Origin of the sequence: Idiomarina abyssalis, from assembly GCF_900116625.1 — a bacterium.
GTDB lineage: Bacteria > Pseudomonadota > Gammaproteobacteria > Enterobacterales > Alteromonadaceae > Idiomarina > Idiomarina abyssalis.
In genome coordinates, this window is record NZ_FPBE01000001.1 from 902050 (window position 1) to 916405 (window position 14356).

Consider the following 14356-nt stretch of genomic DNA (forward strand, 5'->3'; position numbering starts at 1 on the left):
ATGGCGGAGTGGACGGGACTCGAACCCGCGACCTCCGGCGTGACAGGCCGGCATTCTAACCAACTGAACTACCACTCCGCAAAATTCTTGGGGGCGTACTAAATGGCGGAGTGGACGGGACTCGAACCCGCGACCTCCGGCGTGACAGGCCGGCATTCTAACCAACTGAACTACCACTCCGCATTAGTACTACACGTTGAAGTCTCCCTCAACGCGGCGTGCATATTACGAGTGAGGGGCAAATGAGTCAACACTTTTTTTAAAGATTTTTGCCGACTGTCTGATTTATATTCAGATCTGCGCTTTTTTAACCACAAAGGTCATTTTTTACCACTTTTCTCTGCATTTCCTGTTTCAGGATTAGCCGCTTCAGTGGATACTTTCTTTTGCCTGAATTTAAACCACCACAGCGCAAACAAAGCCAGACCAATCAAAACAAAATTCACGACAACAATGATGATCAGATTCGTCATTGCCTGCTTTTCTTTTATTGCTCGTTCCTGGCGAGCCTGCTCCCGCTGTCGCTCTAATTCTCTTTGCTGCTGCTCAGCAAGTTCGGCTGCGGTAGGCTCTGGTGGTGGTGGCTCTTTTGCAATAAAGCTGAAGTCGTCAATTCTGGCCTCAAACTCCCTACCATCGACAGTTGTCGCAAAAATATCCAAGTCGACTAAATGCTTACCAAAGGCCAGGTTTGCAATCTCAACATGGTGCGGAAACCCTTCGGTTTCGCTGACAGTGAATTTACGCACTTCACCATTAGGAAAAGCGGTCTCTCCATTAATAACCAAGCTGTTAGGATCTATCCAGTTATCATCCACTTCAATCTGCAACCGGTGATTCTCGTCGACAGATTCAGACTGGATAACTTCAAATTCAACAGGCAGCGGTTCAACTTCAAGCGGACCAAATTCAAACACTCGCTGATACAGCGGTGTTGTCATTTCATAAGTGGCCATCCACTCACCCGGTTCAACACTCAGGTTAAAAAAGCCGGTAAAAACACCGTCACCAGCTTGCTCATCGTGTCCCCGCCCATTATCTTCAAATTGGGCAACCCGCGCTGGATTAGCCCCAAAATTGTCAAAATCCGGGTTATTTGTGCTGACAAAAAGCACATCTAATATGACCGTTTGGCGAAAACGTGCAGTTTCGACCATTTCATCGCCATTATAGAGCTTACCCTCAACTTTTAGCTCTTCATGCTGAAATAAAGGGTTCGGCAACGGTTCGGCTTCAAAACGAATATCAGAAATTACCAATGCTTTATTATTTTCATCGATACGACCCGCAGCCTGCCAAGGACCCGGCTGAGGCTCTTTAATTCGAATAATGTCAAAATTAGGATCGGTATACCACGTAACTTTATTTTCTGGGTAGCGTGAGTCATACCATTTACTGCCATCCGGTTTTATCAAAACCAGAGGCTTACTGCCCGGCTCTCGAAAAAACAGTAAGGTAATTTCCTCTACATTGTCGTCGATACGAAAGCGTTGACCTTTAATTGGCAACTTATTGATAATATCGCCCTCTATCAGGCTCATCGCCTGCTTTTCAACTTCCTCTTTAGAGTCAACATCACTAAAACTCTGTATCGCGAGTGCTTTTGAGCTAGTCGCCAGAACCAGTAATAAAGCTAAGAGTCTTGCCACAGACAGCGCCCACCTTCTTCTTTAACTCGCGCTAAACGCGCCTCATGTAATGCTTCTTCATCGGCCGTTGCGCGTAAAACCTTTAATGCCGGAGGGTTAGTCACTCGCTGGTGCTCAACTTTTTGCGAACCATCCTGATGATTTTTTCCGTGGCTAGCCAGGTTCAAATCTGTCTGACCGCCTGTCATCATTAAATAAACATCAGCCAGAATTTCAGCATCCAACAATGCGCCGTGCAGTTCACGAGACGAGTTATCAACACCAAAGGCACGGCACAAAGCATCCAAATTATTTTTTTGCCCTGGCCGCATTTCGCGCGCTAACTGCAAAGTATCCAGTACCGTACAGTAGTCATTCGTTAAGCCGACATTCGGTCTTATACGGCTAAACTCAGCGTCCATAAAACCCACATCAAAAGGTGCGTTGTGAATCACTAACTGCGAACCTTTAATGAACTCGATAAAATCGTGGACAACCTGAGCAAATACAGGCTTGTCGGTCAAAAAGTCGTTCGTTATTCCATGAACCTCAATGGCCTCCTGCTCAACCACCCGCTCAGGATTAATATAAACATGGAAATGATTACCGGTTAATTTGCGGTTAATAAGCTCCACACAGCCAATTTCGATAATTCGATGGCCCTTGGCAGGGTCAATACCGGTAGTTTCTGTATCTAATACGACCTGACGCATGCTGAAATCCTGATATACTCGCTGAAAACAATGGATATAGTAGCAAGTAACATGTCGAACTCAAAAACTGTTCATTTATATACCGACGGCTCTTGCCTGGGGAATCCCGGTCCAGGCGGTTATGGTGCCGTGCTGGAATATGGCAAACATCACAAAGAGCTAAGCCAGGGGTATCAGCTAACAACCAATAATCGAATGGAGATGCTGGCTACTATTGAAGGTTTACGTGCTCTAAAACGCTCATGTCACGTTATTCTTACAACCGATAGTCAATATGTAAAACAAGGCATTGAACAATGGATGCAACGCTGGAAACAAAATGGTTGGCGTACGTCAGCACGTAAAGCGGTAAAAAATAAAGATCTGTGGCAACAACTGGATCAGGAGGTTAGTCGCCATAAGGTAGAGTGGAAATGGATTAAAGGCCACTCCGGGCATAAACAAAATGAGCGTTGTGATGAACTGGCCCGCAACGCCGCAACGCGCGAGCCACTACTAGAAGATAAAGGGTTTGAAGGCGAGTAAATTACTCGCCGGCAACTACCGGCAGTTTTTTCTCCTGCCAGGCACTCATCCCTCCATCGACGCTATAAACGTCGTTGAACCCCATGCGTTGCAGGCTTTCCGCTGCCAGAGCTGAACGCCCACCGGTGCGACAAATAAGATACAGGGGCTTCTCAGCAATGCGCTCAAGTGCATTATCATAACCTGCCACATCGGGGTGTTGATTCAATTGCATTTCCAGCACACCCCGGGGCATATTCACTGCTTCGCGAATATGGCCCTGACCGTATTCCGCAGGTTCTCTCACGTCGATGACACGAGCGCCCTGCTCTATTGCCTTTTGTAAGTCATCGGTTGTTACTTCTTTTACATTAGATTTCGCTTTGCCACATAACTCTTGTGCTGTAATCATAAATTCAATACCTCTTTAATTGCGTTTAGATTTTGAAAACTGTTTTGTCGTCATTGCCGCTGCCGTTTGTCTTCCATTTACCGCAAGCTGTTTGCGCTGAACAGAGGGTTTCAATCGAGTTATTAAAGTTTGTTTCCTGGCCACAATAAAGTAAGCGGCGCGCATTCCCGGTATCACTTCGCTCAGCTTTGTTGACCAGTCGCTTCCTCTGTGTTCGCTGTGGTGTAAAAAGTGTGAAACATAAAATTCAGACTCAAGCACCTCAAACCCTAAAACTTCCAGCCAGTCTTTTACTCTTATCAACGTAAAATACCGCCCACACCAGGGAAAGCTCTTTTTATGACGAACAAAGAATCCACTCGCTACTGCCGGGCTATATGGATTAAAGCCAGTCAACACCAGTACACCGTCATCATCCAGAACTCGAGTAACCTCTCTTAATAGCTTGTGTGGGTTTTGACAAAATTCAAGGACAAAAGGAGCAATAAGGTTATCCACACTGTCTTGTTTTAGCGCCATGTCAGTCAACTTACTACGCACCGCCACCTTTCCGGCGGCACCTAAAGTCAGCCAGTCTGCGTTGCCTCTAAAGCACTCATTGAGCCCCGGTCCCAGTGAGCTAATTGCTACCGTCTTTCCGGGTTTCAACCTGCGTTGGTGAGACCGGATAAGCTCCGCCGTTTGCTCCACCATGTACTGCCCACAGGCCATTTGTTGCCAATCTTCCGGAGCTGCTAAATCAATTTTTGAGTACGCTGGTTTAATTAACACGGCTAATTCCTGTATTATGAACTTATCTTCAACTTACTCGCTGGGTTTCTCATCCTAGCGTTATAGGGGGTAACATGCGAGTTCATGCAATTGAAGCTTTTGATGACAATTATATATGGGCGATTGAAACCAGTAATAATGACACGGTTATTATTGTAGACCCTGGAGAAGCTAAACCCGTTCAACAATGGCTGAAACAAAACAATAAAAGTATTGATTCTATTCTGGTCACTCACCACCATTACGATCACACAGGTGGTATTGCTGAATTGCTCCAGGAAACTCCATGTCAGGTCATTGGCCCGAATAACCCTGAAATAAAAACCTTAACTAAAACGGTCAGCGAGGGTGACACAGTAACGGTTGGCGGCATTTCATGGCAGATTTTTAGTACGCCGGGACATACTTTAGATCACATTAGTTTTTATACTCCAGGTTTCCTATTCTGCGGTGACACACTATTTTCTGGCGGATGTGGTCGAATGTTTGAGGGCACACCAGAACAGTTTACCCGTTCTCTTTTAAAGCTACGCAAGCTTCCGGGTGAAACCCGAGTATTCTGTGCGCATGAGTACACCCAGGCAAACCTCTCATTTGCATTAAAAGTTGAGCCAAACAACGCTGTACTACAAAGTTATGCTGAAAAGGTCAAAATGCTGCGTGAGCAAGACCTAATTACTCTACCGAGTACGTTACAGCTGGAGTTAGCCATTAACCCCTTTCTTCGTTTTGATCAGAAAAGTGTTATTGCAGCGGCCAGCGAACATGCCGGAAGTGTAAAAAATACCCCTGAGGACGTTTTTTACACAATTAGACAGTGGAAAGATAACGCGTGATTCTTTAAACTCCTCAAGATTTTAATAATTATCGGAAGTAAATTACGCATGACAAACAGCAAGCGAAAGAACACATGGTTTAAGTACTGTATGGTAGCCAGTGGCCTGGCATTGGGTGGCTGCCAAAACACGATGCTGTTTAGCGACAACGACCCGATAGAAACCAACCAGCCATCTGAGCTCAAATTAACACCCATTCCTGAAGAAGTGATTAGCCAGCCCACTGAAGAAGAAGTGGCTGCGACCAAACCTGTCGAGTTGACACCTCAGGAGCAGGACGACCTATGGGTAAGAATTCGGCAGCAGCTGCATTTTGAGGTACCGGATGTACCCAGAGTTCAAAGTCAGCGCAACTGGTATGCGAGTCACCCCGAATATTTGGACCGAGTAGCTAAGCGGCCCGAGCCTTATCTTCACTTAATTGTTGAAGAGCTGGAAAAGCGCGACATGCCGGTTGACCTGGCCTTATTACCGATAGTAGAAAGCGCCTTCGACCCATTCGCCTATTCCCACGGCAGTGCTTCGGGTGTTTGGCAGTTTATTCCGGGTACAGCACGCCAATATGGTTTAGACATCAACTGGTGGTACGACGGCCGCCGTGACGTTTTTGCAGCAACTCATGCCGCGTTAGACTATTTACAAGCGTTACACCGTTACTTTGACGGCAACTGGATGCATGCCCTTGCTGCCTACAATTCGGGTGAGGGTCGCGTGGCCGCAGCCATTCGGAAAAATGAACGATTAAACAAACCAACTGACTTCTGGAACCTATCTCTACCGCGCGAAACAAGAGCTTACGTGCCCAAGTTGCTTGCGTTAGCAGAAATACTTGCCAACAGTGAAGAGTATGGCATTGCATGGTACCCCATTGAAAACCAACCCAAACTGGAAGTGGTTGAGACTCCGGCGCAAATTGATTTAGCATTAGCCGCTGACATGGCTGATATGCCGCTGGATTCACTGCACCAATACAACTCAGGTTATAACCGTTGGGCAACGGCACCAAACGGGCCACACCGTTTACTTCTTCCTCACCAAAATGCGGAAAAGTTTAAGCAGGCATTAAGTGAAACCGAGCCTAAAGATTGGCTGAGCTGGACGCGCCATGAGGTTAAATCCGGTGAAAGTCTGTTAACCATTTCTAGTAAATACAATACCTCGGTCGACGTCATTCAGCAGGTTAACGATATAAGCAGTCATATCATCCGCGCAGGTGAACATCTGTTAGTGCCTGTTGCGACCTTGAATATCGACAACTATAAGCTATCTCAGGATCAGCGACGCGAAGACCGTCAAGATCAAAAGCGTCAGGGTAAACGTCTAGAGCACGTTGTCCAGTCCGGTGATACACTATGGGATCTTAGCCGTGCTTACAGTGTCAATTTACGAGATCTAGCACGTTGGAATTCTATGGCTCCTGGTGATTATTTAAGACCAGGGCAAGAATTGGTGGTTTGGACGGAAGCTGAACCCTCTTCGGCAGTACAAAGCGGTATCAACAGTATTATGCGTAATATCCGATACCGTGTACGCACCGGTGACTCACTGGCCAGGATTGCTGATAAGTTTAATGTCACCATTCGTCAAATAGAGCAATGGAATAATATTCAGCGCAATCGATATCTACAGCCAGGACAAATGCTTAAGTTAAAAGTAAATGTCACTGAGGTGAGTAGTTGAGGCAACCTATGAACAACTTAAAATTTGTTTTTGTCGTTATAGCATTACTTTTTAGCGCACAAACTTTAGCTGACTGGAAAGCAGAAGGAAGCGGAAAAGTCATTTATCCTTCGGGTCGCACTGAACCGTTAGATTTTGGTTTCGAATATAAAAAGGTTTATGACACCATTATTTTCACCGCAGGAAAATCTCAGATGCGGACCTCGGAAATGCCGCCGAACTATATTCTGAACCTGTTTGTTAATAAGCAGGGGCAAGTTTATGTGGCTGAATTTGCTAACGGCTTCTTCAAGGGTTTTGAGTTAAATATTGGTGAGCATAAAATTAGTGTGAATCGCCGCCGAGAATTTGATGAAGAAGAGCCACTTCGACATCTGCGCGTACAAATTAATGATCGTAGTTTTTTGCTGGATACAACGCACCCTACTATCAAGTTTGAGTTCGACGAAGAGAAAGGCATTGTTGATATCAATGGCTCAGGCCTGCTAAAAGACCTGAGCTCTCGCGGGCGCTAGTCTTTTAGCAGCTCATGCAATGCCTCTTCGTCGAGTATTGAAAGCCCGAGGGACTGGGCTTTAGTCAATTTAGAACCCGCATTCTCTCCCGCAACCAAAGCTGTTGTCTTTTTAGAAACACTGGAAGCGACTTTTGCTCCCAGCGCTTCAAGTGCTGACTTTGCTTCATCGCGAGTCATCGTCGACAAAGTACCGGTAATCACATAGGTATTACCCGTCAGACGATCACTTTGAACAGAGCTGGCGTCTTCGCCTTCCGGCCAGGAAATAAACTCCCTTAGTTCCGCCACAACCTGCTGATTATGAGATTCCTGAAAGAAAGACACAATGTGGTGCGCCACAACGGCTCCTACATCCGGGACTTCCTGTAACTGCTCACTATTAGCTGCAACGAGCGCATCCAGGTTTTTAAAGTGATTTGCCAGCGCGTTGGCCGTCGCTTCACCCACTTCTCGAATACCTAATGAATAAATAAAACGGGCTAACGTTGTTTCTTGTGTTGCTTTAATCGCATTTCGAAGATTTTCAGCAGATTTACTGCCCATTCGGGGTAAAGTTGCCAACTCGGCTTTTGATAAACGGTAAAGATCCGCAGGTGACTTTATCCAGTCTCTTTCAACCAGTTGCTCTACAATTTTATCGCCTAACCCGTCGATATCCATGGCTTTGCGAGAAGCAAAGTGTTTAATCGCTTCTTTGCGCTGAGCCGCGCAATACAAACCTCCCGTACACCGGGCTACAGCCTCACCTTCGACTCGCTCAATATCTGACTGACAAATCGGACAGTGCAGAGGAAACTCAATAGCTTCGGTTTTTTCAGGACGTTTATCTTTTACCACACTCACAACTTGCGGAATCACGTCTCCGGCGCGACGAATACTCACACAGTCACCAATTCGCACACCTAAACGCTCAATTTCATCAGCATTGTGCAAGGTTGCATTCGATACCGTTACTCCTCCGACATTAACCGGCTCTAAGCGTGCTACAGGCGTAATAGCGCCTGTTCTGCCAACCTGGAAGTCGACTCCGGTAATCGTCGTCAGCTGTTCCTGCGCAGGAAACTTACGAGCAATAGCCCAGCGCGGAGCCCGGGCTACAAAGCCCAAATCTTGTTGCAAACGAACAGAGTCGACTTTAAAAACGACACCATCGATATCGTAGTTCAGAGAGTCCCGACGCGCTAAAATAGATTCATAGTAGTCATCACAGCCCTGCACCGACTCAACAGTTTTAATTTCAATGTTGACTGGCAGCCCCCAGTCTTTCAGTTGCTGTAAACGCATATAATGACTGTCAGGCAGTTGAGTGGTTTCTGAAATTACCCCCAGACTGTATGCATAGAAATGCAAAGGCCGTTTAGCCGTAATTTTAGAGTCTAACTGTCGTAAACTGCCTGCCGCCGCATTACGCGGGTTGGCAAAAACTTTTTCATCGCGCAAACGTGCTTGCTCATTGAAGCGTTCGAAAGCACCTAACGGCATCACCACCTCACCGCGCACTTCGAGCCGTTCGGGAACATCGCCGGAAAGCTTTAGTGGCACGTTACGAATGGTTTTCACATTTTCTGTAATGTCTTCGCCGCTTTGACCGTCGCCACGTGTTGCCCCTCGTACTAATAGCCCATTTTCATAAAGGAGACTAACTGCAGCACCATCGAGTTTAGGCTCACAACAAAAAGTCACTGTTTGATTAGTATCTAAGCGCTGCTCAACTCTTTTACTGAACGCTTCAAACTCTTCAACAGAAAAGGCGTTATCCAGTGATAACATGGGGACTTCATGCTGAACGGTTTTGAACTGACCGAGCGGCTTCCCGCCAACTTTCATCGTGGGCGACGAAGCATTTCTTAAATCGGGATGCTCAGTTTCTAATGCCTTTAGCTCATGAAATAAACGGTCATACTCAGCATCAGGTACGCTTGGTTCGTCGTTTTCGTAGTATTCTTTATTGTAACGATTAAGTAACTCTTCCAGCTCTTGCATACGCTGGGAAACAGACTGATTCATAGTAACCTGTAGTTAAGCTGAATGTTTACGTTCAAACTCACGAATACGTTGGCGAGCTTCGTGAATCGACTGGCGGGTCAATAACTGGCGCTGCCCATCCAAAACCTGTCCTTGCGGAATTTCGGTGGCAAGCTTCTTAGCCGCATTAAGCATCATATTAAAGGCTTGCTGGCCGTCAAACTTCATGGGTAACGCCATGAAAAAGGCAACACCTTCAGTTTCGAAGTTTTCCATATTATCCAGATCAAAAGTTCCCGGGTTGAACATATTCGCCACACTGAAAATCATCGGTCCCGTACCGGCCGTATTTTCGTAGCGATGGAAGATACCCAGCTCTCCGAACTTACAGCCCAGCTCAGTCATCATTTGCAATAAGACAGCGCCTTGTACCGGCCCCTTAACATGCAAGGCAATAACTTCTTCCGGAACCGCCTCAAAATCTTCAGAGTTTTTCTGATTATCTTCCTCTACCGTTTCGTACTGCTCGACTTCCTCGTCATGTTCGTCGTTATCGTCGAATTTAAGCTCCGTTTGCTCAACGTCAACTTGCTCTTCATTACTGACACGCATAGAGGGTAGTGACTCGGAAAGCTCGTCATCACGATCTAAATCCATCGACATTTGTTCAATATGCTCGTTGTCGTCCTCTTTCTCTGAGGTCGAAGAGCTTAGTTCAGGCGCAACAGACTCTTTGGCTTCTGCCGCTTCTTCCGCCTTATGTTTAACGACACGTACTTCGCCTATACCGTCGTCATCAAAAGCTGACGACTGTTGTTGCCTATTTTCAGCGACGCGTTGTTCACGTTGACGCTGTTGCGCATTGCCTTTACGTATTTTCCAGACGCCATGTGCAACAATGCCGGCTATTGCCAGAATCCCAAGAATACTAAGGGTAATTTGTAAACTGCCCATTTTCGCTCCATAAAGCCTGTTTTAACCAGCGTCTGTCATCGCCACAGCCTGTTCCACATCAACGGCTACTAACCGCGAGACACCCGCTTCTTGCATGGTGACCCCGGCCAGGTGAGTTGCCATTTCCATAGCCACCTTGTTGTGACTAATATAAATAAATTGTACCGATTCCGACATTTCACTGACCAGGCGACAAAAACGACCCACATTGGCGTCATCTAGCGGTGCATCAACCTCATCTAGCAAGCAAAAGGGTGCCGGATTCAAGCGAAATATCGCGAACACCAATGATAATGCGGTCAGCGCCTTTTCTCCACCGCTCAGCAAATGAATTGTACTGTTTTTCTTACCCGGTGGCCGTGCCATGATAGTAACGCCTGTTTCCAGTAAGTCATCATCGGTAAGTTCCAGCGTAGCACTACCACCACCAAAAACTTTAGGAAACAAAATTTGTAAATCATGGTTTATTGCATCAAAGGTTGTTTTAAACCGGTGACGCGTTTCTTTGTCAATCTTACGGATAGCAGCTTCGAGAGTCTCTAACGCCGATGATAGATCATCCACCTGCTGGTCGAGATACCGTTTACGCTCTCTTTGCGCTTCAGCTTCATCAATTGCCGCTAAGTTTATAGCACCGAGTCGTTTTATCTTACTCTGTATTGATTCCAGATCTTGTTGCCACTGCTTTTCGTCAGCTTCAGAGGACAGCTCTTCCAATATACTTTTCAAAGTAAGACCTGTCTCAGCCAGAGTTTCAAGCACGGCCTGACTGCGTTCCTGAAGCTTAACCTGCTCAATTTCAGTGGTTTGCATCGCCTCTTTGGCCTGACCTATTTTGCTTTGAATTGCACTCTGTCCCTGAGTTATTTGTTGCAAGTCATGTTCTAACCGCGACAATTGCTGGCGTTGCTCCTGCAATTGTTCCGCAACTTCACCGCGCTTATCCAGTAACTCCGTCAACCGCTCATCGAGTGCATCTTGATTCTCATCTGTGTCTGCAGCCTGTTGCTCACTGCGTTCCTGCAGAAGTTGCTGGTAGCGTTGTTCACTACGTTGCAGTAACTTCTGCAACTGCGCGGCCTGAGCCTGTAAATTCTGCTGTTGCAGTGTCATCTGTTGCTGTTGACTGCGCAGTTGCTGCAACTGTTCATCTTCGGCTCGAACTTTAGATTCCAATTGTGCGCCAAAGTCTTCATCAACCTGCTCAGTTTGTTCCAGCATCGATTCAAACTCTTCCAGCTGCATTTCAATTTGCTGTTGCTGCTCTGCCGAACTTTCAGCATGCAGTTGTTGCTCTTGCTGCTTATCTTGCACGTTCGCTAATTGCTGCTGTATTTGCTCAGCCTGCTGCATATTCCACTGCAATCGCTCTTCGACTTTACCCTGCTGATTACGAGTCTGCTGAACCTGCTCCTGAACCTGCTCCAGTTGCTCTTGTGCCTGCTCAACCTTCGTCTGAGTCTGTTCCAGCTGCGCTTCACTTTCAGACAACCTGGCTGCCAGCGACTCCAATTGTTCGAGTAACTTCTGACGCTGTGTCTGCAGGTGAAGGACACTATTATCCTCGTCAACACGAGCTGCAATAAAGCCGTCCTGCCAATACCAGTTACCGGCTTTCGACACGGCAAAACTGGCATCACTCTGTTGCAAATGCTGCCTGGCACTTGCTTCCTGGTCAATTGCCAGGCACTGCTGCAACGGCGCCCAATAACGTAATGGACCTTTGACTTTATTAGCCAGCGACCAGCTCTCGGGCTCTTGTGCGCTTGCAGGCCAAATCAACTTTACACCGGAAACTGCTTGTGTGTCTTCCGGAGCTTGCTCCAGAACCACGGCATCCAACCAGTCATAAGCCAGCTGTTCAACCGCCATTTCCCAGCCACTTTCAGCCTGCAGTAATTCCCTGACCTTCAAGTTGTCTGGATACTTCTCCTGTATCCATCTTTCACTGCGGCTGTCGTTATTTTGCTTCCCTTCCAGCAATTGCTCAATGGCGGTTAACTGAGCCTGAGCTTTATCTTGTTGCTGTTGAGTCTGTCGATGTTGTTCCTGTTGTTCTTTAAGAGCTTGCTGAAGTTTCTGCAGTTGGTCTTTACTGTGCTGATACCGAGTTTCTTCCTGCTCCAGCTGACCCTTTAACTCAACCAGAGCCTGTTCGTTCTCGTCAACAGATAATGCTTGTTCCTGTTGCTGCAACTCTTGTTGCTGGCTGTGAAGTTGCTCGACTTGTTGCAACGCATATTGCTGGCTTTGTTTGAGCTCTTGCAGCTTCAGTTGCGCCTGCTGTCGCTGTTTTTCAACATCGCGTTGCTGTTGTTGGTGTTGTCTTTGTTGTTGCTGCCACTGCCGCCATTGCTCATTAGCTTGTTGAGACTGTTCTGATACCCTTTCGAGCTGTTCCTCAACCTGCTCCAGCTGAGGCTCCAGCATCAGTTGCTGCTCTTCCAGTTGTTCTCTTTGCAGGCGATCATCCGCCAGTTGCTCATCCAGCTGGTTAATTTCTTCGTTTAACTGCTGCTGCCGTTGACTGCGCTGCTCTTTTAACTCTTGCTGATGCTTCAGTGTTTGCTCAATACGGGTTATTTCATTACCCACCGAGAACATCTTTTCCTGCGACTGCTCAACCTTATCGCGCGCTTCTTCTGCCTGCTCTTTCAGCTCAATCGCACCCCGTTCATCACCACTTTGCTGTGCCTGCCAGCGTTCAAGCTCCGTTTGCTGCTCCGCGTACTGCGCCTGCAACTGCTGTCGTTGATTATCCAACTTCAGCCAGCGCAGGGCCTGCAGTTCACCTTTAAATCTACGCTCACTGGCTTTCAGTTCTTTATAACGAATGGCAGCAGCTGCTTGACGCTCCAGCTTCTCGAGCTGTTGACCGAGCTCTTCGCGAACGTCACTCAGGCGTTCAAGGTTCTCGCGTGTATGCAGCATCCGGTTTTCGGTTTCTTTACGACGTTCCTTGTATTTTGAAATGCCTGCGGCTTCTTCAATAAACACCCGCAGTTCCTGCGGACGTGATTCAATCAGGCGGGAAATCATGCCTTGTTCAATAATGGCGTAACTTCGCGGACCCAGTCCGGTTCCCAGAAATAGGTCGGTAATATCACGGCGTCGGCAACGGCTGCCGTTCAAAAAATAGTTCGACTGGCCGTCTCGGGTCACCAGACGCTTAACTGAAATTTCATTGAATGCTGCGTACTCACCCTGAATACGTCCCGAACTGTTATCAAATACCAGCTCAACACTGGCCTGAGAAACCGGTTTACGGGCACTGGAGCCATTAAAAATCACATCGCTCATGGCATCGCCACGCAAGTTTTTGGCTGAACTTTCACCCAGCACCCAGCGCACGGCATCAATCACATTGGATTTGCCACAGCCGTTCGGACCGACGACGCAGGTCATTTGGTCAGGGAAAGGAACTTTGGTTGGATCCACAAAAGATTTAAAACCAACCAGTTTGATGTGTTTTAGGCGCATTCAGTTGTTTTTATTCGTTATTAGCACGACAGTTTATTATCACAAGACTCTAGCAGATCCGGTAGCCATTTGTAACAATTTAGCCCTCACATTGCCACTGTATTGCCTTATTATAATAAGCAAATTTATACCTCTGGAGTTTTCATGCAAAAAGCAGCCTACAGCGATTCTGGACTTGCTTACATAGGTCGAGGGTTACAACTTATCCGAACTAAGGGCCTCCGTCGTTATGTCCTAGTACCTATTCTGACCAACCTTATCCTGTTCTCGCTTGCTTTCAGCTGGCTGTATAGCCAAGTCGACTATTGGTTGAATCGCTTTATGAGCTGGCTGCCCGACTTTTTCCAATGGCTGGAATTTCTTTTATGGCCACTTGCAGTTATTACCATTATTGCGCTCTTCTCGTTTATTTTTAGCACCATCATGCATTTAATTGCGGCCCCTTTTAACGGGCTTCTGGCAGAAAAAGTTGAGCGCTACGAAAGTGGTGAAAGCCTCGGCGACGAGGGTTTCTTAGGTCTTTTTAAGGATATTCCGCGGACATTAAAACGGGAAATGCAAAAACTCATGTACTACATTCCGCGAGCGCTTGGCTTTTTTCTTTTGTCGCTCATTATTCCCGTTATCGGGCAGGTGCTTTGGTATATCTTTGTTTGCTGGATGATGTCGATACAGTACCTTGATTACCCCTTCGATAATCACAAACTGTCCTTCCCGAGGATGCGTTCCGAGTTGCATAAACGCCGCGGTAAAACACTGGGGTTTGGTTTCGGTGTCACCGTACTAACCATGATACCACTGATTAATTTAATTATTATGCCGCTGGCGGTTTGTGGCGCGACCTCATTGTGGGTTGATCATTATCGTCGCAGTGCATTAAGTTGATAAAAGTAAAC

General features: G+C 46.8%; 12 protein-coding genes and 2 tRNA genes. 5 read left to right on the forward strand and 9 right to left on the reverse strand.

The annotated features are described in order from the left end of the window. Position 1 precedes the first annotated feature (1 nt). From BM359_RS04425 to dnaQ, 4 genes are all read right to left on the reverse strand, one after another. Positions 2-78: transfer RNA gene (locus BM359_RS04425), tRNA-Asp, on the reverse strand. A 25-nt stretch (positions 79-103) separates the two neighbouring features. Continuing rightward, a tRNA-Asp gene (locus BM359_RS04430) sits at positions 104-180 on the reverse strand. 140 nt (positions 181-320) lie between these two features. Then, positions 321-1649 carry a TIGR03503 family protein gene (locus tag BM359_RS04435; RefSeq protein WP_074930776.1) on the reverse strand — a complete coding sequence of 443 codons (1329 nt, stop codon included), beginning with the start codon at positions 1647-1649 and terminating at the stop codon, positions 321-323. Continuing rightward, positions 1634-2341, reverse strand: coding sequence for a DNA polymerase III subunit epsilon (dnaQ, locus tag BM359_RS04440; protein WP_054488322.1), 708 nt, complete (start codon positions 2339-2341; stop codon positions 1634-1636). The genes BM359_RS04435 and dnaQ overlap by 16 nt, the downstream gene beginning before the upstream one ends. Positions 2342-2392: 51 nt before the next feature. Between dnaQ and rnhA the strand changes: the two genes are divergently transcribed. Beyond that, positions 2393-2866 carry a ribonuclease HI gene (rnhA, locus tag BM359_RS04445; protein ID WP_054488324.1) on the forward strand — a complete coding sequence of 158 codons (474 nt, stop codon included), beginning with the start codon at positions 2393-2395 and terminating at the stop codon, positions 2864-2866. A 1-nt stretch (position 2867) separates the two neighbouring features. Here rnhA and BM359_RS04450 read toward each other — a convergent pair whose 3' ends face one another. After that, the gene (locus BM359_RS04450; RefSeq protein ID WP_054488326.1) at positions 2868-3257 is read right to left on the reverse strand and encodes a rhodanese-like domain-containing protein; all 390 of its coding nucleotides are present in this window, start codon (positions 3255-3257) and stop codon (positions 2868-2870) included. Positions 3258-3272: 15 nt separating this feature from the next. Continuing rightward, positions 3273-4028 (reverse strand): class I SAM-dependent methyltransferase, encoded by a 756-nt coding sequence (locus tag BM359_RS04455; RefSeq protein WP_054488328.1) that lies wholly within the window; start codon positions 4026-4028, stop codon positions 3273-3275. 74 nt (positions 4029-4102) lie between these two features. On the opposite strand from BM359_RS04455, the gene gloB reads away from it, so the two are divergent. Genes gloB through BM359_RS04470 form a run of 3 tightly spaced genes read left to right on the forward strand, consistent with a single transcriptional unit; the run spans position 4103 to position 7059 of the window. Next, positions 4103-4864, forward strand: a complete 762-nt coding sequence (gene gloB / locus BM359_RS04460; protein WP_054488330.1) for a hydroxyacylglutathione hydrolase — start codon at positions 4103-4105, stop codon at positions 4862-4864. Between the two features lie 48 nt (positions 4865-4912). Beyond that, positions 4913-6544 (forward strand): LysM peptidoglycan-binding domain-containing protein, encoded by a 1632-nt coding sequence (locus tag BM359_RS04465; RefSeq protein WP_054488332.1) that lies wholly within the window; start codon positions 4913-4915, stop codon positions 6542-6544. Between the two features lie 8 nt (positions 6545-6552). After that, on the forward strand, positions 6553-7059 hold the full coding sequence (locus BM359_RS04470) for a hypothetical protein (protein WP_054488334.1): 507 nt from the start codon (positions 6553-6555) through the stop codon (positions 7057-7059). On the opposite strand, the gene ligA is transcribed toward BM359_RS04470, so the two are convergent. The 3 genes from ligA to smc are packed head-to-tail and all read right to left on the reverse strand — an operon-like array spanning position 7056 to position 13460. Further along, a complete protein-coding gene (gene ligA, locus BM359_RS04475) occupies positions 7056-9068 on the reverse strand; it encodes an NAD-dependent DNA ligase LigA (RefSeq protein ID WP_054488340.1) in 2013 nt (670 codons plus the stop codon). The two genes, BM359_RS04470 and ligA, sit on opposite strands and share 4 nt — an antisense overlap. Positions 9069-9080: 12 nt before the next feature. Next, positions 9081-9980 (reverse strand): cell division protein ZipA, encoded by a 900-nt coding sequence (zipA, locus tag BM359_RS04480; RefSeq protein ID WP_054488342.1) that lies wholly within the window; start codon positions 9978-9980, stop codon positions 9081-9083. Positions 9981-10001: 21 nt separating this feature from the next. Beyond that, positions 10002-13460: a chromosome segregation protein SMC gene (gene smc, locus BM359_RS04485; RefSeq protein ID WP_054488344.1), complete on the reverse strand. Its 3459-nt coding sequence runs from the start codon at positions 13458-13460 to the stop codon at positions 10002-10004. A 144-nt stretch (positions 13461-13604) separates the two neighbouring features. On the opposite strand from smc, the gene cysZ reads away from it, so the two are divergent. Beyond that, positions 13605-14345, forward strand: a complete 741-nt coding sequence (cysZ, locus tag BM359_RS04490) for a sulfate transporter CysZ (protein ID WP_054488346.1) — start codon at positions 13605-13607, stop codon at positions 14343-14345. The last annotated feature ends 11 nt before the right edge of the window (positions 14346-14356 follow it).